20 protein-coding genes are annotated in these 21,177 nt (G+C 71.1%); 12 read left to right on the top strand and 8 right to left on the bottom strand.

Translation table 11 applies throughout. The features are described 5' to 3' along the window. Window positions 1-107: 107 nt before the first annotated feature. Window positions 108-1,016 carry a hypothetical protein gene (locus CP977_RS01505; protein ID WP_152369470.1) on the top strand — a complete coding sequence of 303 codons (909 nt, stop codon included), beginning with the start codon at window positions 108-110 and terminating at the stop codon, window positions 1,014-1,016. Between the two features lie 241 nt (window positions 1,017-1,257). Here CP977_RS01505 and CP977_RS01500 read toward each other — a convergent pair whose 3' ends face one another. The 3 genes from CP977_RS01500 to CP977_RS01490 form a co-directional block, all read right to left on the bottom strand. Further along, window positions 1,258-1,845: a suppressor of fused domain protein gene (locus CP977_RS01500; protein ID WP_062760883.1), complete on the bottom strand. Its 588-nt coding sequence runs from the start codon at window positions 1,843-1,845 to the stop codon at window positions 1,258-1,260. A 524-nt stretch (window positions 1,846-2,369) separates the two neighbouring features. Continuing rightward, window positions 2,370-3,773, bottom strand: a complete 1,404-nt coding sequence (locus tag CP977_RS01495) for a DUF7507 domain-containing protein (protein WP_109186207.1) — start codon at window positions 3,771-3,773, stop codon at window positions 2,370-2,372. 1,023 nt (window positions 3,774-4,796) lie between these two features. Beyond that, on the bottom strand, window positions 4,797-5,447 hold the full coding sequence (locus CP977_RS01490; protein WP_062760882.1) for a TetR/AcrR family transcriptional regulator: 651 nt from the start codon (window positions 5,445-5,447) through the stop codon (window positions 4,797-4,799). Window positions 5,448-5,756: 309 nt separating this feature from the next. On the opposite strand from CP977_RS01490, the gene CP977_RS01485 reads away from it, so the two are divergent. Together CP977_RS01485 and CP977_RS01480 are read left to right on the top strand one after the other, a co-directional pair. Continuing rightward, window positions 5,757-7,058 (top strand): YncE family protein, encoded by a 1,302-nt coding sequence (locus CP977_RS01485; RefSeq protein ID WP_152369469.1) that lies wholly within the window; start codon window positions 5,757-5,759, stop codon window positions 7,056-7,058. Window positions 7,059-7,337: 279 nt separating this feature from the next. After that, on the top strand, window positions 7,338-7,955 hold the full coding sequence (locus CP977_RS01480) for a class I SAM-dependent methyltransferase (protein ID WP_152369468.1): 618 nt from the start codon (window positions 7,338-7,340) through the stop codon (window positions 7,953-7,955). Window positions 7,956-8,102: 147 nt separating this feature from the next. On the opposite strand, the gene CP977_RS01475 is transcribed toward CP977_RS01480, so the two are convergent. From CP977_RS01475 to CP977_RS01465, 3 genes are all read right to left on the bottom strand, one after another. Continuing rightward, on the bottom strand, window positions 8,103-8,600 hold the full coding sequence (locus tag CP977_RS01475; RefSeq protein ID WP_152369467.1) for a hypothetical protein: 498 nt from the start codon (window positions 8,598-8,600) through the stop codon (window positions 8,103-8,105). Window positions 8,601-8,629: 29 nt separating this feature from the next. Beyond that, window positions 8,630-9,856, bottom strand: a complete 1,227-nt coding sequence (locus CP977_RS01470; protein ID WP_152369466.1) for a serine hydrolase — start codon at window positions 9,854-9,856, stop codon at window positions 8,630-8,632. Between the two features lie 146 nt (window positions 9,857-10,002). Then, window positions 10,003-10,503, bottom strand: a complete 501-nt coding sequence (locus tag CP977_RS01465) for a hypothetical protein (protein ID WP_152369465.1) — start codon at window positions 10,501-10,503, stop codon at window positions 10,003-10,005. 160 nt (window positions 10,504-10,663) lie between these two features. Here CP977_RS01465 and CP977_RS01460 point away from each other — a divergent pair, with 160 nt between their 5' ends. From CP977_RS01460 to CP977_RS01450, 3 genes are all read left to right on the top strand, one after another. Next, window positions 10,664-11,653 carry a LysR family transcriptional regulator gene (locus tag CP977_RS01460; protein ID WP_079131634.1) on the top strand — a complete coding sequence of 330 codons (990 nt, stop codon included), beginning with the start codon at window positions 10,664-10,666 and terminating at the stop codon, window positions 11,651-11,653. Between the two features lie 69 nt (window positions 11,654-11,722). Then, a complete protein-coding gene (locus CP977_RS01455; RefSeq protein ID WP_372460664.1) occupies window positions 11,723-12,814 on the top strand; it encodes a LysR substrate-binding domain-containing protein in 1,092 nt (363 codons plus the stop codon). 201 nt (window positions 12,815-13,015) lie between these two features. Beyond that, a complete protein-coding gene (locus CP977_RS01450; RefSeq protein ID WP_062761222.1) occupies window positions 13,016-13,570 on the top strand; it encodes a tellurite resistance TerB family protein in 555 nt (184 codons plus the stop codon). A gap of 190 nt (window positions 13,571-13,760) precedes the next feature. Here the strand turns inward: CP977_RS01450 and mscL are convergent, their stop codons facing one another. After that, window positions 13,761-14,204: a large conductance mechanosensitive channel protein MscL gene (gene mscL, locus CP977_RS01445; RefSeq protein ID WP_152369464.1), complete on the bottom strand. Its 444-nt coding sequence runs from the start codon at window positions 14,202-14,204 to the stop codon at window positions 13,761-13,763. Between the two features lie 189 nt (window positions 14,205-14,393). Here mscL and CP977_RS01440 point away from each other — a divergent pair, with 189 nt between their 5' ends. From CP977_RS01440 to CP977_RS01430, 3 genes are all read left to right on the top strand, one after another. After that, complete coding sequence (locus tag CP977_RS01440) at window positions 14,394-15,143, top strand: ZIP family metal transporter (protein ID WP_062760876.1); 750 nt, start codon at window positions 14,394-14,396, stop codon at window positions 15,141-15,143. Between the two features lie 439 nt (window positions 15,144-15,582). Further along, a complete protein-coding gene (gene sigJ, locus CP977_RS01435) occupies window positions 15,583-16,533 on the top strand; it encodes an RNA polymerase sigma factor SigJ (RefSeq protein WP_109186199.1) in 951 nt (316 codons plus the stop codon). Between the two features lie 135 nt (window positions 16,534-16,668). Continuing rightward, window positions 16,669-17,871, top strand: coding sequence for an NAD(P)/FAD-dependent oxidoreductase (locus CP977_RS01430; protein ID WP_062760874.1), 1,203 nt, complete (start codon window positions 16,669-16,671; stop codon window positions 17,869-17,871). 368 nt (window positions 17,872-18,239) lie between these two features. Here CP977_RS01430 and CP977_RS01425 read toward each other — a convergent pair whose 3' ends face one another. Further along, window positions 18,240-18,929: an HNH endonuclease family protein gene (locus CP977_RS01425; protein ID WP_062761220.1), complete on the bottom strand. Its 690-nt coding sequence runs from the start codon at window positions 18,927-18,929 to the stop codon at window positions 18,240-18,242. A gap of 408 nt (window positions 18,930-19,337) precedes the next feature. On the opposite strand from CP977_RS01425, the gene CP977_RS35455 reads away from it, so the two are divergent. The 3 genes from CP977_RS35455 to CP977_RS01405 all read left to right on the top strand — a co-directional run bounded on the left by CP977_RS35455 (window position 19,338) and on the right by CP977_RS01405 (window position 21,156). Then, window positions 19,338-19,664: a hypothetical protein gene (locus CP977_RS35455; protein WP_159072884.1), complete on the top strand. Its 327-nt coding sequence runs from the start codon at window positions 19,338-19,340 to the stop codon at window positions 19,662-19,664. A gap of 134 nt (window positions 19,665-19,798) precedes the next feature. Then, window positions 19,799-20,410 carry an ATP-binding protein gene (locus CP977_RS01415; RefSeq protein ID WP_062760872.1) on the top strand — a complete coding sequence of 204 codons (612 nt, stop codon included), beginning with the start codon at window positions 19,799-19,801 and terminating at the stop codon, window positions 20,408-20,410. Between the two features lie 185 nt (window positions 20,411-20,595). Continuing rightward, window positions 20,596-21,156 carry a hypothetical protein gene (locus tag CP977_RS01405; RefSeq protein ID WP_079131633.1) on the top strand — a complete coding sequence of 187 codons (561 nt, stop codon included), beginning with the start codon at window positions 20,596-20,598 and terminating at the stop codon, window positions 21,154-21,156. Window positions 21,157-21,177: the final 21 nt, after the last annotated feature.

Genomic DNA, 21,177 nt, shown 5'->3' with positions numbered 1-21,177 from the left:
GGGCCGGATGGACGGCGCGTAAGGAGTGCCGGAACCGGGCAGTTCACACCTGGCCCCCGAAGGAGGGTCTCGTCCGTGGAGTGAGGCGGGGGAGGGCTGGGACAGTCGTGGTCGATGCGTGGGTCGGCGTGGTGGCCGGGATCTATGTGGTGGTGTTCTCGGCGGTCGTGATGGTGTGTTTCTGGTCGGCCGAGGAGCGCGAGTGGCGTGCGCTGGCCGCCGGTGCGGGCCCGGGCCGGCCGTCGGGACAGCGGCTGTCCCTGTACGAGCTGGCCTGTATCGAGAACCGTTTCGGCCCCGGGAACATCCTGGGTGTGGCTCTGGTGCGGATGCATGCCGAGCAGCGGCTGACGCTGCTGGGCAGGGGGTACGACGGGTACAGGTTCCGGGTGGAGGACCCCCATCCGCGTGACGAGGTGGAAGCCGTACTGCTCGACCTGCTGGCCGGGGGACGTGGATGGCTCTCCACGTCCTTCGGCCCCTACGACCTGTCCGTCCCGCCGTGGCGGGCACTGCACGAGCGTCTGGTCACGGACGGCCTGCTGCGTGAACGGGGCCTGCCCGAGGGCATCACCGCCGGCTCGCCGCGGGTGACCGCTTGGAAGAGCACACGCGCAAGGGCCTACCGCCTGAGGTCCCGCCTGCTGACCGGAGCCCTGGTTGCAGGAGCCGTAACGGCTCAGCTGTCCGAGCTCTGGTTGCCGCTCGCGCTCTACATCGCCGTTCTCGCGGTCCTGCCCGTACTCAGCAGTCCCGCCGTCCGGACGCAGAGGGCGGCGGCCACCGAGGCGGGCAAGGCCGCGGCACGGACCGCCCGCGCGGCGACAACCGTCTCCGAGGAAGCCCGAGCGCTCCTCGCCGTTGCGCTGGGGGGCTTGAGCGCACTGCCTCACCTGCACCCGTTCGTGGAGCCTCCACGGGCTTCGTCGCCTCCCGCCGCGTCCCGCACCGCGGAACGGGGCGAAGAGCCTCAGCGGATCATCAACGATCCACCGGGGGTCGGCGGCCTGTTGTGAACCCGAGCCGAAACGCTTCTGGAGGTCCCCCCGGGGCGTGCCGGCGCGGTACTCGAATGCGATCGCATCGATCACCCGCCGGCGATCATGCCGTCACCCACCCCTCTTCGGTCCCCGGTCCGGTGGCAGCGGCTCGATCCGCGCCCACTGCGCGCCAGTCGACGGCACGCATCGACCGGCGATCGGATGATTCGAGAGAAATGAACTAGGGCCTGTCCGACCCTGATCCGCCGGACAGGCCCTAGACCACGGACGAGCGGTACGGGTCGACCGGATCGATCTCCCGCTCGTCGAAGAGGCTCTCCAGGGCTTCGAGGCCGTGTTCGTGGCGGTGGTCCTTCTCCGCCTTGGTGATCGGCAGCAGCCACAGGAGTCGGACGTGGTCCGTTTCGTCCCAGGTGCAGACCTCGAAGTCAGGGCCGTACGGGTACGGCAGGCTGATCAGGTAGTGGTCGCACGCGGAGTCGTCGAGCCACGGCCGGCCGATGGGGACGGTGTGCCCGACGTCCAGCCGCTGATGGTCCGGGCCGCAGTGGTAGTACGCGTTCACGGTGAGGCTTTCCCGGTTCAGCCAGTCGTCCCGCGGGGCTGCCAGGAAGAACTCCGCCCCGTGTCCGCCCTCCTGGGTCGCGGCCCAGCAGCCGGACGTCACGTACACCCACCACCCGCCGGGTTCACGGGGGTGGATCCGGAACACCCGGAACCCGGGCACCCGCTCGGCGATGGGGCCGTCGACGCCCGGCAGCTCGTCGATGACCTGCTCGGGAAAGTGCCGCTGCAGGTGCGCGTGGAGGGCCGCCCGGGCGGCGAGGAGGGAAGCGGAAGGCATGCTCCGATCATGGCAGCCGCATGCGCTTGCCACCCGAAGACCACGGCCGCGTGCGGGACGGGAGCGGAAACGGGCCGTCCGTGGTCCACCTCGGACGCCTGGTCGGTCACCGTGGTCACGGCCGCCGTGACGACCCCACCGGCCATGGCCATGGCACCGGCAGACGAAGTGGGCTTCCGCTTCATGTCGGTCCTCGGGCATGCGGGGGGTGGAGCGCTCGGGGGCGCTCCGGACATGCAGGACCCGCCGGACCTTCCTCCTCCGGCGGGTCCCCGGTCGGACGAACGGCCCGCGCCGTTCGTCGTGAGCCGGCGCGGCGGCCTGAGCCGCCGGAGGAGAATCGCGGGCTCGAAGCGGCTCCGGGAACGTCGCTCGTCCTCGGGACGCCCGGACCGCCCGACTCCACGCCGTCCCCGTGCCTTGGGCTCCCGGCCCCGCCGCCACCCGGAGCACACTCGAACAGGCAGGCCCCGAGCCCCGGGAGGTCACGGTTCCCCCGGGGCCGGGTGCGATCCCGTACGGGTTCAGGCGCGTGGTACGCAGGGGGTGCAGCAGGTCGGCGCGGGTTCGACGCAGACGGTGACGGAGTCGGTGTTGTTCGCCGGACCGGGGTCCTTCTCGGCGGCCGTGACGACGGCGGTGTTGGTGACGCGCACGGGCCTGATGGCCTTCGCCCGCAGGGTGAGGACCGCGCGGGCGCCCACGGCCATCTCACCGACCGACCACTCCCCGGTCTCCGGAACGTAGGTCCCGGAGGCGGTGTCGGCGGACAGGAACACGAGCCCGTTCGGGAGCCGGTCGGTGACCGTGACCCCGGTCGCCGGGCTGGGGCCGGCGTTGTGGACGCCCAAGCGGTAGGTCACCGTCTGCCCGACGGTGACGGTGGTCGCGTCGGCCGCCTTCACCACGGTCAGGTCGGCGGCCGGCCTGACCTCGGTCACGGCCTCGTCGGACGTGGACGCCAACGGCTCCGGAGTCGGGCCGAGCCAGTTCTCGTAGGTCGCCGCAGCGGTGTTGGCGACGAGGGTGCCCGCCGTCTCCCGTCCGAGCCCGACCCGGTACTCGACGGTGGTGCCGCTCGGCAGGGCGGCGGTACTGGCCAGACTGCCGCCCTGCGACGCCGAGGCGCCGGCGCCGAGCCGGAAGACCACCGTGTTGGTCCCGGCGTCGTACGTGGCCTGGTCGTCACCCGCCCGGTCGGTCTTCACGCCCGCGTTCGGGCCGTCGACGATCCGCAACGAACCGGGTACGTACGTCGTCCCCGGGGGCAGGACGTCGGTCAGGACGAGCCGCTCGGCGTCTCCGCCGCCCTCGTTCCTGGCGGTGATCCGGTACGTGACGACGTCCCCGGCGTCCAACGGGCCCTCCGGTACGGCACTCTTGGTGAGCACCACGTGCGGAGCGGTGCCGAAGAACACCCCGTCGAGGAAGTTGCCGATCCCGCGGTTGCCGCCGGCGGCCGAGACGGACCGGAAGGCGAAACGGGTGGTGGTCTGGCCGGCCGGAACGGTGTAGGTGCCGGTGTAGAAGCCCCATGCCGTGTTGCCGTCGGTGAAGGTGCGCTGTTCGACCGTGCCGCCCGGGGCGCCGATGTCCAGGGCCATGGTGTCCTGTCCCTGTCGGCCGCGGTGGTAGAGCCGCCAGTACAGCTTGGTGCCGGGGGTGGTCGGCAGGTCCTGGTAGAGGGTGGAGACCTGGTTGGCGTTGAGTTCGGCGAACTGCTCGCCCTCGGCGGAGGGAACCCCGTTGAAGCCGGAGTGCCACAGTTCGACCATGTGGTCGGTCGCGGTGGTGAGCCAGCCCGGAACGTGCCGGGAGGCCTGGGTCTGGGAGGCGTCCGGAAGGAAGGCCATGTCGGCGACGGGCGGCTGTTCGAAGCTTCCGTTGACGAGGGTGACCCGGAGCGGGACGGAAGGAGGGGTGCTCATGCTGGCGTCTCCGATCGGTCGGCGGTGCGCTGTGGGCCGTCCCGCCGAACGTCGGGTCGCGGACGGAACGGGAGGACGGCGCCGGTGCGCTCCGTAGCTCACCGCTCCCGGAGAGTTGCGTGAAGTGACGACTGGGGAGTCTCGGCCAGCCCCGACCGACGGGTTTACCCGTGGTCGCACCGGGGCCGCTGCCTTCCGCCCGCTGCCGGGACTCTCGGAGCCTCCCGCCGGCCACCCGCGGCGCACTGTCCGCGCGCGTACCGCCCGTGTTGACCGGATGGCACCGCCTCCTGGCATCCGTGCGCCACCGAGAAGGGTGAACTATGCGTCCTGGAGTTGACGAACCCGCGTTCTGGGCGCGAGGCCTTGGCGTAGAGGTCCGCGACGGGGAACTCGCTCCCGCCGGATGGGCCCGGCCGCCGGCCCGGCGGGTGCGGAAGTGACGAGAACGGGCCGTCCCCCCGAGAAGGGGGAACGGCCCGCAGGCATGCGCGCTGGACGACCAGGCCGCCGGCCTTGGAACTGTCGCACTCAGGTCCCCGCACCGTGCGGCGGTCGTGCAGGCTGCTGACATAGGTCTTGTTCTCGCTGACCAGCTGGATCATCCGGTTGCCGCCCTTGACGGCGAGGCGGGCGTTCCGGGCACTGGAACACGGCCCAGGCGCTGCCGGACGGGGGAAGGCGTGCTGCTGGACAGCGAGTGCGACCGGACCCCAGGAGGCGTCGACCCCTTCCAGGTGCTCGGGCCGCTCTGTCGACAGCGTCCCGGCCCATGACTCCATGGGGCCTGCCGTCCCCGGCCGTCCAGGCACGCCCGTTTGAACGGACGCGACCTTCCGCAATGCGTTTCCGCGCCGGCACCCAGTACTTCGAAGACCGTTCTACCCGTGACCAGGACAGGCGAAGGCGACTCCTCGGCCGTGCGCGGGCCGCCGATCGGTGTCCGCGAGAAGAAGCGCCGGTCGCACGAGCCGCGTGGATGCGACCGGCCGGAACCCGATCATCCGGTCCGATCCCTTCGGGTCACGTTCCGGCGGCAAGTCCGTATCTGCCGAGGATGATCTGCAGGAGTTCGTCGGCGATCTCCTCCCGAGTGGCGTCGACCCAGCCGACGACCCAGTCGTGCATCAGGCCGTTCACGGCGCCGATGAGGGCCGCGGCGGTGATGCGGTAGTCACCCGGAGGTATCTCGCCGCGCTCGGCAGCCTCGTCCGCGATCCGGCTCACCAGTTCGATCCAGACGGCGCGACGCTCGAGACGCTGGTGGTCGATGCGGGGGCTGACGCCGACGATCTCGACATAGGCGATGCGGGCGTGGCGCATGTCGCCGGTGGCGCCCTTGACGTAGGCGTAGGTGTTCGCGGTGATCCGCTGTGGCAGGGGTAGGTGCTCGATGTCGGGCAGCGTGTCGACGACCGCCTTCTCGGCGACCTCGTTGACGTACAGGTGGAGGTCTGCCAGCAGGTCTTCGAGCGTGCGGTACTCCTCGTAGAACTGCCGGGTCGACAGTCCGGCCGTTCTGCACAGGTCCCCGAGTCTGGTCGACCGGTACCCGGGGCCGGCGCCGAACAGGTCCAGGCCCGCCTCGCGGAACCGCGTACGACGCTCAGCCCGTCGCTCGGCCGCGTCCCTGCCCCCGTAACGGCCCTGCCCCGGGGAGATCCTTCCCGCCACTGCACCCCTCCTGGTCGTGCACACGATCCTCCCGCACAGGCCTTGCGCCGCCCTCGGGCACCTCCCTACCATCCGGTAACCCGAGTCTGAAATCTGTGATGTTCAGACTTGAGGGGTGTGTGCGACGCCCACGAAGCGAGCGCCCCCCGGGCTCGTCCATGCCCGAAAACGCCGACGACCACCGATCCGACCGCCGACCCCGCGACCCGCGCAGAGCGCGTTCCACGCGCGACGCCGCAGGCCGGCCCGATGCACAGCGGCTCCGGTTTCCTGCCCCTTTCGGCACCACTCCCTTCCGAGGAGCGAAACATGCGCGCTGCACCATCCCCCACCCCGAGCAGCTCCGAGCGGGGCGGCAACGCCCGGAACGGTCCCGGCCGTCGCCGGCGACTGTGGAGCATCGCCGCTGCGGCCCTACTGGCCGCCGGCACCATCGCGCCCGCGAGCACCGCGCACGCGGAACCCACCCTCCAGGAGGTGATGCTGGTCGGCAACAACTGGGAGGGCACCGCCGACGTCATCAAGTCCACGGGGGACTTCGCCAAGGTCGGCCGGATCAACCTGGTCCCCGACAAGAGCGAGCGGCTGAGGGAGATCTACATGGATCCGATCAGGCTGATCTTCTTCCTGGGCATTCGCGAGACCGTCGGCGAGGGCCACGACCAGTTCGTCGACGACATGTACACCACCCCCGACGGCTCGGCGATCGTGGTGTCGCGGCCCAGCTTCGGCGACGTGGCCTCCATCGACACCGCCACCGGGAAGCTCAAGTGGCGCTTCCGCGTGTCGGGTTACCGGGCCGACCACATGGCCGTCTCCCCCGACGGGTCGCGGGTCGCGGTGTCGGCCTCGACCGGTAACACCGTGCACGTCCTGGACATCCGCACGGGCCGGCAGATCGGATCGTTCGCCACCGGCGACAAGCCCCACGAGAACGTCTTCACCCGTGACGGCAAGATCTGGAACATGTCGATCGGCGAGGTCAACAACGACTTCGACGCGCCCTGGCAGGACTTCCTCAAGGGTGACCGCAAGATCACCGTGGCGGACGCCCAGACCCTCAAGGTGGTCAAGACCATCGACATGCGGGAGCGGCTGAACGCCTTCCCCGGCGGCAAGGACTTCTCCGACTCGGTCAGGCCGGTCGCGTTCACACCCGACGAGTCCAAGATGTACTTCCAGGTGTCGTTCTTCAACGGCTTCTTCGAGTACGACGTCGCCGCCGACCGGATCACCCGCATGAAGACCCTGCCGAAGAACCCGGCCACCAGCGACGACCGGGACACCTTCGTCAACGACTCCCGCCACCACGGCATGTCCATGGACCCCGACGGCACCAAGCTGTGCATCGCCGGAACCATGGACGACTACGCCACCGTCGTCGACCGCACCACCCTCCAGGAAGGCCCGTTGGTTCCCGCCTCGAAGCCCTACTGGGCCACCGTCAGCGGCGACGGCAAGGCCTGCGTCATCTCCGAGAGCGGCGCCGACCAGGTGACCGCCATCGACTTCGCCACCGGTCGGAAGATCACGTCCGTGCCCGTCGGCGACCACCCGCAGCGGGTACGCATCGCCCACCTCCCTGCCGGCTGGACAGGACCGACCGGCTGACCGTCCCGCCGCCCGGGGGCGAGGGGAGCGAGACCGCCCTGTCCCCGGGTGACGGCTCCCCGGGTCCTGTGCTCCTTGAGCCGTTGCCGGCGGACCCGGTGGTCGTCCGCGCCGCGTTCCTGCTCGGGGCAGTCGACCCCGGCGCCGCCGATGCGGATCGGCCGACCGTGTCGTCGAGACGGTCTTCGGCCCCGGAATCCCCGCCGGTCATGTTCATGTGTACGCCACGGGCCCTAGGATGCGGAGCATGAACAGGACCACGCCGGCACGCTCGGGACCATGCCGATGACGACGCGGCGCACCCGCTGGCAGGAGGCGGGCAGCAGCAAAAACTACGGCAAGCGGTTCGCCGAGCTCGTCTCCGCCGGCGAGGACATCGACGGTGAGGCCCGGCTCGCCGACACGCTCCTGCCCCGCGGCGCCCGAGTGCTCGACGCCGGTGCCGGCATGGGCCGGGTCACTGCAGCGCTTCTGCGACGCGGGCACGACGTGGTCGCGATCGAGCCCGACGAGACACTGGTCCGACAGGCGCGGGAGACCTATCCCGGGCTGCCGATCCAGGAACGCGACATCCTCGACCTCGACCCCGACGACGGCCCGTTCGACCTGGTCGTCTGCGTGGGCAACGTCATGGTCTACCTGGCCGAGGGCACCGAACGCGCGGCCCTGCACGCGATGCGCGCCGTTCTCGGCGAGAACGGCCGGATCCTGATCGGCTTCCACCTTCAGGACCGGCCCCCGCACGCCCACGCCTACACCGCGGCCGAGTTCGAGGCGGATCTCGCGGCCGCCGGACTCCGCGTCGATCTGCGGGCGGGCACCTACCAGCTGCACCCCGCGAACGAGGCCTACGGCGTCTGGGTCCTGAGTCGAGCCCGGAACGAGGCCGGCAGCTGAGGACCGGCGGTCACGGGCGACAGCGCCGGAGCCGGACCGCCCCGCCGCCGACCCGAGCCGGTCCGTCCCGGGTGGTCACGCGGGCCGCCCGGTGGCCGGGGCCGCCGAAGGCGACCACGACCACCGGGCGGTGTCGGCGCGCGCCGCTCAGCAGTTCCGGATGGACCACACGGGCGTCCAGTCGTACGTGAAGGGCGTGGGCTCCGGCAGGACGACGTCCAGCACCTGGCCGTTCTGGCCGTAGAAGAACGCGGCGGCGCCGACCTGGTTGTTCACCACCTGCCCCACGCCGTTCCAGTGGGACAGGGAGTACTGGTGGCAGCGGTAGAGGAAGAAGACCTTGTACTTGCCCACCACCGGGTCCCAGACCCCGGTGCAGAGATTCCCCGACGCGCACGTGACGGGGCTCCCCGACGTCGTGTGCACGTAGTCCGCCCAGGGCGAGACCGTCGGCGACACGGCCGCCACGGCGCGCGAGGACGGCCCCTCGTCACGGGGGGCGGGCGGCATGACCACGGTGCGGCCGCCGTCCCCGCGAGGCCCGTCCAGGGCCGCCGCTCGGGCCGGACCCGCCGCGAAGGCGGACACCAGGACCCACAGGAGGGCACCGACCACACCGAGGGTGGAACGCCAGGTACGCGACATCGTCACTCCTTCTCCGGAAATCCCCGGGTTCACTTCTGACTCGTGCACAGCGGTACGTCCGGCAACTGGTCGTCCGGATGGCTGATGTAGATGTTGGTGACGTAGCCCCCGTACTGCGGCAGATACGCCCACCAGTCGTTGGTGTACGGCGGGACGGAGACGAGCTGCCCCTTCTTCTGGCAGCCCACCAGCACCTCCACGCCGGCCGGGAGCCGGGTCAGCAGGTTGTCCCCGACCACCGGTTCCTTCCGGACGGCGACGTCCTGACCCCACGTCCCGTACCACTTCCCCTCCGGCGCCGTTCCCCCGGGAACGTTCAGGGAACGGGTCAGCCGGCCGAGGTCGGTGTACGCCTTTCCGTACGACGTGCCGTCCTGGTGCAGCGTGAAGACGGCCACGATCGAACGGTCACCGGCTCCGACGGTGCCGGTCGTGTGCAGCGCCGGTCGGCCCAGGTCGACACCGGCGCCGCCCGCGTCGGCGGACGTGGGGGCCGGGACGTCGATGCCACCGGCCGCGCCGGTGCTTGTGGAGCCGCAGTTCCCCTTCGCGTACCTCCCCGACCAGCCCTGCTTCACGGCCCAGGGGCGGTCGAACGCGGCGGCGATGCCGAAGTGCTGGTCGAAGGAGTCCGACGCGCACCGGGTCGACCGGCGCAGACGCTCCATGACGAAGTCACGAACCGGCGCGGGAGCGGATTCCAGGACGTGTCGGTAGGTCTTCACGGTGTCGCGGGCCGACATGGCCGTGTACCCCCAGTATCCCTCGTGGCCCGCCGGTGGGGGAGCGGTGTCGGCGAGCCCGAGCCGCTTGACCATGCGCTCGACGATCGCCGGCCCGCCGTAGGTCGACCAGTAGTGGTTGGCCGCGGCGTCCTGACTGCTGCGGAGCATGACGTCCAACCGCGTGCGGTCGGCGACCGGGATGGCGTCGGGGCTGCGGCTCCACAGGAAGTCGAGGGCGATCAGGAGCTTGACGACCGACGCGGACCGGAACGTGGCGGCCGGATCGAGCTGTTCGGTGAACGTCCCGGTCTGCCGGTCGAACACGGCCACTCCCGCCGTGACCCCCGCGGGCACCCGGGGGCTCGCGGGCGTGACCGACACGGGGTCGCCCGTCGGTTCCGTCGCGGCCGCGACGGAGTGCGGAAGCGCCGCACCGGTGAAGGAGAGGGAGAGGAAGGCCGCGGCCGCGGCGAGCAGGCGCCGAGGCGTGCGGCGAGCGGTGGTGGGGGAGTGCCTGGCGATGCGCAACATGGTGTGAGGAGTCCTCGCTTGGTGTGAGAACGGACTGACCGGGTCTCGGAAGGGAGCGGCGGACGGCGGCGGAACCGCTGCGCTGAACCCCCGGCGGGACGTGAAGGGCTCCGCCGGAGCGGGCGGGGCGGGCGACTCCCGGCGGTCTACGGGATGTTGCACTCCGTCATGCCGGGCCAGGGATCGGTCGACGTCCACACGTCGACGGCGGGGATGAAGCCCCATCCGTGATTGCCGTCGCGACCGGGAGCGACGCGGTCGCCCATGGTGTAGTACCAGATGTCGTTGCCACCGTTGTGCGCGGCGCCGCGGCCCCAGCACACGAACCAGCTCGTCGAGGTGTCGATCCAGCCGATCACCCCGCAGGCGGCGATGAAGCTGGCGCAGCCGTACAGCGGGGCGCCGGCACGATTGCCGCACACCCAGTCACGCGTCCAGGTGCGCCCCGTGTACGCGTCGTAATGGCTGACGTTGCGGGCGGTGCACGACGCCCGGGCCGCGGGGGGCGCGGCCTCGGCCGCAGGCGGCGCGCTCCGCACCGCGCGGACGGTCGTGCCGGCCTGCGGCGACGACGCCTGAACGGCGCCGGCGCCGAACAGCACGGCCAGGAAGGCGGCGAGCATCGCCACCGCTCGTCTCACGAACATGTTTCGGCCCCCGTCGTCGAGAAAGCAATGGTCGGACGCCCCTGCGGAACCGAGGAGTTGTCACGGGGCGTCGCTTGAGAGCCGAGCCTTCCACTCGCACTCTGTTCATGTCATCACTTGTGGCCATGCGACATGAAAGACGATCGATAAGGGATTCATCATGGTTACTGGCGAAACGGCTGCTGAAGGCGCCGCGCCGACGGGTCCCGACCCGCGGACGCCGAGCGCCCATCAACTCCGGCTGTTCGTCGTCCTCGCGGAGGAACTCCACTTCTCGCGCGCCGCCGCCCGGCTGTTCATCACGCAGTCGGCGCTGAGCCAGCAGATCAGAGACCTGGAAAGACGCCTCGGGGTGCGGCTGTTCGACCGTTCGAGCCGCGCCGTGACGCTCACCCCGCAGGGCCGGATGCTGCTGGCGGACGCACGCGGTGTGGTGGCGGCCATGGACCGGCTGAGCCGCAGCGCTTCGACCCAGGCGCGCAGGCTCTCCGGACGGCTCGTCGTCGGCACCATCGGCGCGGAAGCGGCGATGCCCTACACGCATGCCGTGCTGCGTCTGCTCCACGAACGGCACCCGTTGGTCCAGGTGGACGTACGCAGCCTCCACTTCGCCGACCACTTCGACGCCCTGTTCCGCCATGACGTCGACGTCGCCTTCCTCCGTCCGCCGGTCCCGCCCGGCGTCGAGGTGCAACACCTGGCCACGGAACCGCGGCTGGCCTGTCTCTCCGCGAGCGACCCGCTCGTGGACCGCGACCGGATCGCCCTCGCCGAGCTGGCACGCCACCCGGTGATCGACGTCCCGCCGCAGGTGCCACGGCTCTGGTGGGACTTCTGGGCCGCCGACCCGCGACCCGACGGCACCCCGGTCCGCTACGGACCCGTCGCCTCGGACCTGGAGGGCCTTCTGCACCTCGTGGCCCAGGGCAAGGGCATGTGTTTCCTGCCGGCCGCCGCGCGCGCCCTCTTCCCGCGCCCCGGCATCCGCTACGTCGAGGTCACGGACCTTCCCCCGTCGACGGCGGGCCTCGCCTGGCTGAGGGAGAACCGCACGGAACCGCTCGTCGAGGCCGTGGTGGCAGCTGCCGGGCACGTGGCCTCGGCGCGGGACCGGGAGGCCGTCCGGGGCGGGAACCGGACCGAGGACTGACTCCCCGTCACAGATCGCTGCCACTCCGGGTGCGGGATCCCGACCGCCTCCCCGGAAGGAGCCCCGACGGTGGACCTCCTGGACGGCCGGCTGAAGTTCCGGCACCTGACCCTGCTCATCGCGGTGTACGACCACGGAAGTGTCGTACGGGCGGCGGAGAGCCTCCACCTCACCCAGCCCGCCGCCGCCCGCACCCTGCGCGAACTGGAGGCCATCGCCGAATTCCCGCTCTTCGTCCGCGTCCCGCGCGGCATGCGGCCCACCGTCTACGGCGAGGCACTCGTCGGCCACGCCCGCGCGGTGGTCACCGAGATCCGGCGGGCCAGGGAACACCTCACCGGACTGTGCCGGGGCCAGGACGGCACGGTCACCGTGGGCACCCTGCTCGCCGGTGCCAACGTCCTGCTGCCCCGGGCCGTGGCCCGCCTCAAGAAGGAGCGCCCCCGGCTCACCATCGTGGTCCGCGAAGGCACCCCCGACGTCCTCCACCCTGCCCTGCTCGGCGGCGAACTCGACTTCACCGTCGGCCGGGTGGGGCCCGCCCCCGCCGCCGGCGACGCGCTGCGGCAACGGATGCTCTACCGCGAGCCCGTCCGGCTCGCCGTCCGCGCCGGACACCCGCTCCTGACGGAAGGACCGGCCGGAGGCACCGTCGCGCTCACCGACGCGCTCGCCCACCCGTGGATCCTGCCGGTCGAACAGACCGCCCTGCGCCAGGAACTGGGCGCCCTCTCCGCCGACCGGGGACTGCCGCTCCCCATCGACCGGGTGGAGTGCACCTCCGTCCTCACGATGCGGGCCCTGCTCCTCCAGACCGACATGGTGGCGCTCCTGCCCGAACTGGTCCTGCGTGACGACGAGCACCTCGCCGCGCTGCCGGTCGGACTTCCCTCGGTGGGAAGCACGGTGGGCGTCACCGAGGCCGCCCACCGCACCCGCCCTCGAAGCCCTCCTGCGCCACCTCGACGAGGAGGCGGCGCTGCTCCGCGCGAGCCTCGGCGCCGGCGCGCAGGGGTGACGGACCCGGGGGCGTCGGACCCGCGGCCCCGCGAGGTCCGCCGACGGCGGCAGGGTGCCGAAGGCGAGGTCCCGGTCGCCGGCGGGCCGGGACGCGCAGAGCGCGTCGACCACTGTCGTCGGCACGTACCGCACCAGCGGTGAGCACTGGAGAGCCAGCACCGTCCGCCCGGCGATCCGCTCAGGAGCGGGAGGAAAAGGGTTCGCTCGGATGCGGCGTGTGCGCTGAGGATGTCGTGCCAGTTGCGGTGGTGGAACTTTGCGGCGTGCGGAGGCGTTGGCGGGGTGGCGCGTGATGACGCGTGCCCGGCGAGGGACGGCGCAGCAGAAGTCGAGGTGGCACGAGTGGCGATGTGGGATCGGATCAAGGACCAGGCAGCCAGGGGCCTTCAGCAGGCCCAAGGGGCGCGCGGCGGCTCCGGCGGTCACGGACCGTCCGGCGCACGGTCCGGGGGCGGTTCCAGGGCGGAGCTCGTCAACGCGTTGAAGTCGCAGCTCACGTCGTTGAAGACAGAGCTGAGGAGCGGAGGGTTCCGGGACGCCGCCATGGCCATGTGCGCGCTGGTGGCCGCCGCCGACGGACGGGTCGACCCGGCCGAGCGCCGACACGTCGAATCGCTCATCCTCACCGATGACGTGCTTCAGAACTTCCCCGCCGACCAGCTCCGCCAGCGTTTCAACAAGCATGTCGACCAGCTCTCTGCCGGTTTCGTCATGGGCAAGTCGACAGTGCTTCAGGAGGTCGCCAAGGTGGCGAAGAAGCCCACCGAGGCACGGGCGGTCATCCAGACCGGCATCGTGATCGCGGGTGCGGACGGCTTCATCGATCCTGCCGAGGAGCAGATCATCCGCGAGGCGTGTGCCGCGCTCGGCCTGACGGCGGCGGATTTCGGCCTCTGACCTGCTGACGCGTGGACCTTGGTGAAGAGGTTCTGCTCGACTTTCGTGACATGGGGTGCTCTGGATCAGCACGGGTTCGACTGGCCGGCGGGTTCTCGACGGGAGATCGCTGCGATCACCGGCCCGATGCTCGATGAGCGTGCCCCTGCTGTAGCGCCTCCTCACCGGGGGCGTTCGCACCGGTCGCCGACTACTCGATGCGCCGGGTCGTGTCCCCCGGCTGGACGGGTACCGCAGGCAGGGGAGCGGTGCATGCCGCGCAGCGGCGGGCCCGGGCCGGGACGGGGCTGAGGCATTCGGGACAGTCCCGCTTGGGCGCCTGGACGTCCTGGTGCGGCGCGAGACGTTCGTGCAGCTTGTTGATCGGCAGTACCACGAGGAAGTACAGGGCACTGGCGAGGAGCACGAAGCTGATCACCGCGTTGATGAAGGCGCCGTAGGGGAACTGGGTGGCGCCCACGGTGAAGGTCTTGCGGTTCATGTCGCCGGTGGCGCCGGCGGCCAGCCCGACCAGGGGCGTCAGGAAGGCGCTCACGAAGCCGTTGACGACCGCGGTGAACGCTGCCCCGATGACGATGCCCACGGCCAGGTCGACCACGTTTCCGCGCAGGATGAAGCTGCGGAATCCTTTCACCTTCTCGCTCCTCGGAGTTTCTCGACGTCGACGGGCGGCCCGGGAGTGCGGCCGGATCCTTGCCCGGATGCCCGGCCGCGCCCCGCCCATACCTGCCGGGTACCGGAAGGGATCACGTCGGCGTCAGTTGCTCTGTTGTTCGGCGGGTAGGAGGGCCGCGTCTGTCGACGATGGTGAGAGGGGCCGGTTGTGGCGGGAGCATTGGTTGCGGGCGGATGGGGCCTGTTCGCGGGGGCGGCCCTGCTGGTGGGGGCGGCCGTCGGCACGCTGGTGCGGGTGCCGCCCCGGCTGATCGCTCTGGTCATGGCCTTCGGCAGCGGCGTCCTGATGGCCGCGGTGTCGTTCGAGCTCATCGCCGAGGCGTACGAGCGCTCCGGCATGGTGCCCGTGGTCACGGGCGCCGTCGGCGGTGCCGTCGTGTACTCGGGGGCCAACGCCCTCCTGGCGCGGCGCGGCGCGCGCCACAGGAAGCGCTCCGGGGAGCAGCAGCCCTCCGAGGAAGAGGCGCCGGGATCGGGCAACGCCATGGCCCTGGGAGCGCTGCTGGACGGCGTTCCGGAATCCGTCGTCATCGGTACCAGCCTGCTGGGGGGCGGGCACCTGGGAGTGGCGACGGTGGGCGCGGTGTTCATCAGCAACCTGCCCGAGGGGCTCGCGAGCGCCGCCGGGATGCGTGCCGCCGGACGCGGTCGCGGATACGTGTTCGCCCTGTGGGGAGGCATCGCCGTGGTCAGCGGCCTGGCTGCGCTGGCCGGCTACGCCCTGCTGGGCGGTGTGTCCGCGGCGGTGATGGCGACGATCACGGCGGTGGCCGGAGGGGCGATCCTGGCGATGATCGCGGACACGATGATCCCCGAGGCGTACGGCAGGGTGCACCTGCTGACGGGTCCGGTCACCGTGATCGGCTTCTTGTCGGCGTTCGCCCTGGCCCACCTTTAGGAGCTCTCCCGGGAAACAGCCGCCCTCTGCTCGTCAGGCGCGCCTCCCCGGAGGAGCCGTGGACGGGTCGGTCGCGCGACCGGGTCCCGGCCCCGTCCCCGCGCCCGCCCTGCCCGGACCGCGACCCCTTGTCGGACGCGGCCCGTCAGGACTCGTCCGGCCGATCATGTGATCGCACCGTCCGAGAACGCCACCGCCTGTGGCGACCCGAGGGTTTTCGCCGCGCAGCCTGCCGCCGCCCATGCCGAGGCGGCCACCGTAGGTTCGACGCCGCCTGCCACCGTCGTGCCGGACAAGGCAGGGGCCGGCGCCCCCGCCCGGCCAGGGCACCGAAATCCACTCGCCCCCGCAGGACAGGCGCCACCATGCCTCCGGGACGGGCGACCGACCGCCTCGCAACCCCGCCGCGCAGGTCGAAGATCAAGTTACGATCGGTCGTATGCCGCTGACGACGACCGACGTGGAGCGCTTCGAGGCCGCCCGTCCCCGCCTGGAGGCCATCGCCTATCGAATGCTGGGCTCGTCGGCGGAAGCCGAGGACCTCGTGCAGGAGACGTATCTGCGCTGGCAGGCAGCCGACGTCGGGCGGATCGAGATCCCCGATGCCTGGCTGACCAAGGTCCTCACCAACCTCTGCCTCAACCAGCTCGCTTCGGCCCGCGTCCGCCGTGAGACCTACACCGGCCAGTGGCTGCCCGAACCTCTGCTCGAAGGCGACCCGATGCTCGGCCCGGCCGACACGGCCGAGCAGCGCGAATCGGTCTCGTACGCCGTACTGACACTGATGGAACGGCTGACGCCCAACGAGCGGGCGGTGTACGTCTTGAAGGAGGCCTTCGCGTACGGACATCGCGAGATCGCCGAGATCCTCGACATCAGCGAGGCCGCGAGCCAGCAGATCTTCTCACGGGCCAAGAAGCACCTCGCCGCTGGCAGAACACACACCGAGGTCGACCAGGCCGCGACGAAACGGATCGTCGAGGAATTCCTGGCCGCGGCGACCAGCGGACGGATCGAGCCGTTGGTGAGGCTGCTGACGTCCGACGCAGTCGCGGTCGGTGACGGTGGCGGAAAGGTCCCGGCGAAGACAACGCCGTTCGAGGGCGCCCTCGCGGTGGCGAAGTTCCTGCGCGGACTGTTCAAGCCGGCCGAGAGCAAGCGCCGCATGCTCGGCGGCGCCACCCCGGAGGTCTACGCGACGACTGCCAACGGCTCCCCGGCCCTCGTCATCGTGGTCGGGGAACGAGTCTTCGGGATCATGTGCCTGGAGCGCAGCGAGAAGGGCATCGTTGCGGTCCGCAGCCAGGTCAACCCCGACAAGCTGCACCGGGCCACGGAGGTCTGGGCATCGGCCGGGCGGGGAGAGCCGCTGGCCCTGACCGACTGGTAGGTACACAGCGGCACGTGTGGTGCGGGTCACATCCGGATCTTGTCAGGAATCCGAAGGCTGCCCGGTTCAAGGGGCGTGACCGCGGCAGAGCGGAGCCTGCAAGAGGCCAGGCCGCGTGAGAACAGGAGCAGGACCATGACTGCTGGAACCGCCCGCAAGCACCGCATCCTCGTCCTCGGCGCCGGCTACGCCGGAGCCTCCGCAGCGGGCCGTCTCGCCAAGCGACTGCACCGCGACGACGTCGAGATCACCCTCGTCGACGCCGAGGAGGACTTCGTCGAGCGGGTCCGCAACCACCAGCTGGCCGTCGGCCAGGAACTCGAGCACCGGCCCTTCGACGCGATGTTCGAGGGCAGCGGCGTACGGTTGAAGTTCGCGAAGGTGACTGCCGTCGAGGCGGACCGCAGGTCCGTACGGGTCGAGAGCGCCACGGGCGTAGAGGAGCTCGCGTACGACACCCTCCTCTACGCCCTCGGAAGCCGCTGGAACGACCACGGGGTCCAGGGGGCCGTCGAGTACGCCCACGAGATCTCGAGCCGGGCCGGTGCGCTGCGGCTTCGCTCGCGTCTGGAGTCCCTCGCCCCCGGCGGAAGGGTCCTGGTCGTCGGCGGGGGACTCACCGGCGTCGAGGCCGTCACCGAGATCGCCGAATCCCGCCCCGACCTCGACGTCGCCCTCGTCGCACGCGGCGGGCTCGGCGACTGGCTGAGCCGGAAGGGCGCGGCACACGTGCGCAAGGTCTTCGACAAGCTCGGCATCACGACGCACGAGCACACCGCGGTCACCGCCGTCGAAGCGGACCGGGTGGTGACCGCGGACGGCAAGACCATCGCGAGCGATGCGACCGTGTGGACCACGGGCTTCGCGACCCACCCGATTGCCGAGGCCGGCGGTCTGCGGGTGGCCGAGAACGGGCAGATCGTGGTCGACGGCATGATGCGCTCGGTCTCGCACCCCGAGATCTACGTGGGCGGCGACGCGGGCTACGCGATGGGCAGCGCCGGCAAGCCGCTGCGCATGAGCTGCGCCACGGGCACCCCGATGGCCTGGCAGGCCGTGGACGCCATCGCGGCGGAGCTGACGGGCCTGAAGCAGCCGAAGGTGCCACTGCGTTACTTCAACCAGTGCATCTCGCTGGGCCGCAAGGACGGCCTGATCCAGTTCGTCGGCGCCGACGACACCTCGAAGGACCGGGTCCTGACCGGCCGGACGGCGGCGTACTACAAGGAACTGGTCTGCAAGGCGGCGGCCTGGGCCGTGGCCAACCCGGGAGCCACCGTGTTCTCGCAGGGGCGGCGGATGAAGCGCGGGCCGGTGGCTGCGGCGGCAGCTGCGTGATCCGGTACGGAAAGAGAACGGGCGGTCCCCACTCGTACGAGGCGGGGACGCCCCCTTTCCGCGCGGCGGCGCGTCCCCGCCGGTCCTGCTGACGGCACCGGGCGTCGGCCGCTGAATGTCGTGGTGCCGGCACCTCGGTGTCACCGACGCCTCCTCCACGGAGGTGCCCCGTCGGCCCGGGGGAAGGAGGCGAACCGGTGTGCGACGTGAAGGCGTTGTACGCGGAGGTGGCCCGCGCCCGCGCGTGAACACCGGGCCGCGTCGACTCCGGCTTCGGCTGTGCTGCGGTACGCCACCTCGTTCACGGTCCGCGTCGTGCCCCGTGCCCGGTATCCCTGCACGGGCCACGACGCGACCGTGCGTCCGGGTTACGGTGCGGGGCTGTAGTGGACGACGGTGGTTTCGCAGGCCTCGGCGTAGACCTTCAGCGCCTCGGCCTCGGTCTGGTCGGCGGCAAGGCCCCAGCGCAGTTTCGTGGCCGTCCATTCACCGATGTAGCGACAGTGGGCCTCGGGCAGGGGCGGCATCCAGGTGGCCGGGTCCTGATCCGCCTTGGAGCGGATGGTGCGCGCGGTGACCGCCACGAGCGAGGCGGCGGCGCCCTGGTCGTTGGCGTAGGCCTCCCGGCGCTCGGCGTCCCAGGTGCCGGCACCGGATTCCCAGGCTTCGGCGAGGGGGACCATGTGGTCGATGCCGAGATTGTCCGCCTCGCCCACCTCGACGCCGTCGTAGTAGGAGTCCCACTTCCCGCCGGACAGCTTGCAGCCGGCCGCCACGGCCGGCTCCTGGACGGCTTCGGCGAGGAGGACCTCGTCGCGGGTGTCGCACCCGTCGGCCGCGTCGAGACCGGTGTTCCAGTGCTTGAAGGAGTCGCGCGTGTAGCCGGTGCGGTCCTCCTCGACGACGGGAAGCCGGCCGACGGCGTCCTCCAGCGGCAGAACCTCCGGAGCAGGCACCATCGTAGCGATCGCGGTCGCGCCTGCTGTGGGGAGAGGGAGGGCGAGCGGGGTCAGGACGAGGCAGAACGCGGCGGCACCGCGCAGCATGTTCGTGATCACGACCGTAGGCATAGCGGACCCGGGCCCGCGGACACGCCGGGGCCGGGACGCTCATCGACCGCGCGTGGCGCGAGGATTCGGCGGAGAAACGCTCCGCCTCGGCGGGTTCGGGTTCACCCGCGAGGACGAGACCGTACGAGGCTGTCCCGCACCGACCGGTCTGCCCTGCCGGTCGGTCAGGACATCGACTCGTGGAAGACGGGGCCGACCCGGACCGCTCGCAGGCGGATCGCGACATGCTCCGCACCCCGGCCGCCGCGAGCTGCGCGTCACGGTCACCGACGAGGTCCACGGGCAGCTCCAGCGCTGAAGGGTGAAAAGGCTGGTCAGCGAGATTTGTGACGAGGCGGGATGCCTCATCGCCGGCGTGGTGATCTCACCCGACACCCGGCGACCGAAGGGACTCCGGTGGTTGCGTATCCTGCGGTGCTCGGCGTCTCGCACGAGTTGACTGCGTGTGTTGCCCGGCTGCTGTACGAACACCGTCGAACCCGCAACACCCGCCGGCGCAGACTCGACTGCTTCGAGCAGACGTTGTTCGGGTCGGCCCGTCTGCGGATGATCTGCCGCGGCGCCAACCGAACCGCCGACGTCGTGAAGACCGTCTCCGTCCTTCGCCTCGCATCGGCGTGGAGCCGGAGAGGATCGGTGCACATGGTGCTGCTCCCTGCCGAAGAAGCCGATGAGCAAGGTTTCAAGCGCTCCACCGTCTCGTCGGACGAGCAGTCCGGCTGATCCGCGGACCCGGCCTTCCCGCCGCTGCGGGGAGATTCCCCTGCAGGGGAGATCCCCGTTTCCTCCCGGGAGGAGTCGGTGCTCTGGTCGGGGAGCCGGAGGGCGTCCAGCGTGCGTCCACGACCACAGACGTCATGGGCGGCAGACGTTCGTCCGCCGACGGCGGTGGGTTCGGCCGCCGCCGTGTCCGTGACACCTCCGACACCGTCGTCGGCGAGGTGACGGAATTGCTCGCCCGCCACGGTGGGGCCGTCGTCCACGGTCCGTGGGGCGCCGGGAAGAGCACCCTGCTGGAGGCCGTGTACCAACGCTGGAGCGGTGAGGTCCTGCGCATCCGCAGTCGGCAGGGAGACGAACTGCTGCCCTGTTCGGGTCTGGTGCGGCTCTCCGAGGAGTTCCTGCCGTACGCGGGCGAGGAGATCGATGCCGCGACCAGGTTGCGGCTGCGCGTCCTTGCCGCGCGGACGCTGCGGGAGGCGCCGCGTCCGCTGGTGGTGGACGACGTCCAGTGGCTCGACCAGGTCAGCGCCGACGTCCTGGGCCATGTGGCCGGAGCGGTGGAGCGGGACCGTCTTGCGGTGGTCGCGACGGAGCGGACGGTGGGGCCGCCGCACCGCGCTGCGGAGTTGCTGGGTGGTCGCCCGCCGGTCGTCCCCGTCCGCGCGGCGGGGCACGGGGGAGGTCGCCGACCGGCTGGAGGCGCCCGGTCTGCCGGCGCGCTGGAGTGCGGCTGTGCTGCGCAGTGACAAGGGAGCGGGCACCCCGCAGGACGGCCAGGCCCGGAAGGCCGCGGAGGCCGACGGGAGAGCGGCGGTCGTGCTCACGGGACGGACCGGGGGAACGAGGGCGGCGGAAAGGGGGGGCGGCACGCCTCCCGAGCAGCAGCCCGACCACCCCGCCCGAGATCCGCCCGTACCCCCGAGGAGGAACCATGACCGTTCCCGAAGAGAACCGCCCCAAGACGACATCCACCGACGAGACCGTCGAGACGCAGGATGCCCAGAGCGGTGAGAAGCGGGACGAGGGCGCCATGGGGCGCACCCTCCGCGAGGCGATCGAGGACCGGATCGTGCGGGTCGAGCGCCACTTCGGGGCGTGGTTTCCCCGGGACTACCCGGGTACTACAGGGAGCCTGAGCCGGGTTCCTCCCGCTGACGACTTCCTGGTGATCGACGCGCTGGACGAGCTCATCGGCAACGACGAGGCCGGTGAATTTCAGAGGCGTTTCCCCGGCGCCGTCGTTGTCGGCGGGGACGGAAGCCGCGAGCCGCTTGCCTACGACTTCCGCGAGGAGACCCCGCCCCTGGTGACACTCGATGTTTCCACGGAGGACTGGTTGGAGGTGGGACGAAACCAATACCACGCCGTCCTGACCACCACCGCCCTTGCGGAATGTGTGCCAGAACCCCGTTCTCGTGGACAGAGCCAGCCCGGCCGTGTCCTCGGTCCGGCCACGTACGGGGCAGTGCGCTTCCTACTCGGGTACGGCTGAGTACCTGCACTCTGACGCGTG

Origin of the sequence: Streptomyces cinereoruber (assembly GCF_009299385.1) — a bacterium.
Taxonomy (GTDB): domain Bacteria; phylum Actinomycetota; class Actinomycetes; order Streptomycetales; family Streptomycetaceae; genus Streptomyces; species Streptomyces bikiniensis.
The sequence above is the reverse complement of the archived record's forward strand: the minus strand, read 5'-3'. Positions and strand labels throughout refer to the sequence as shown.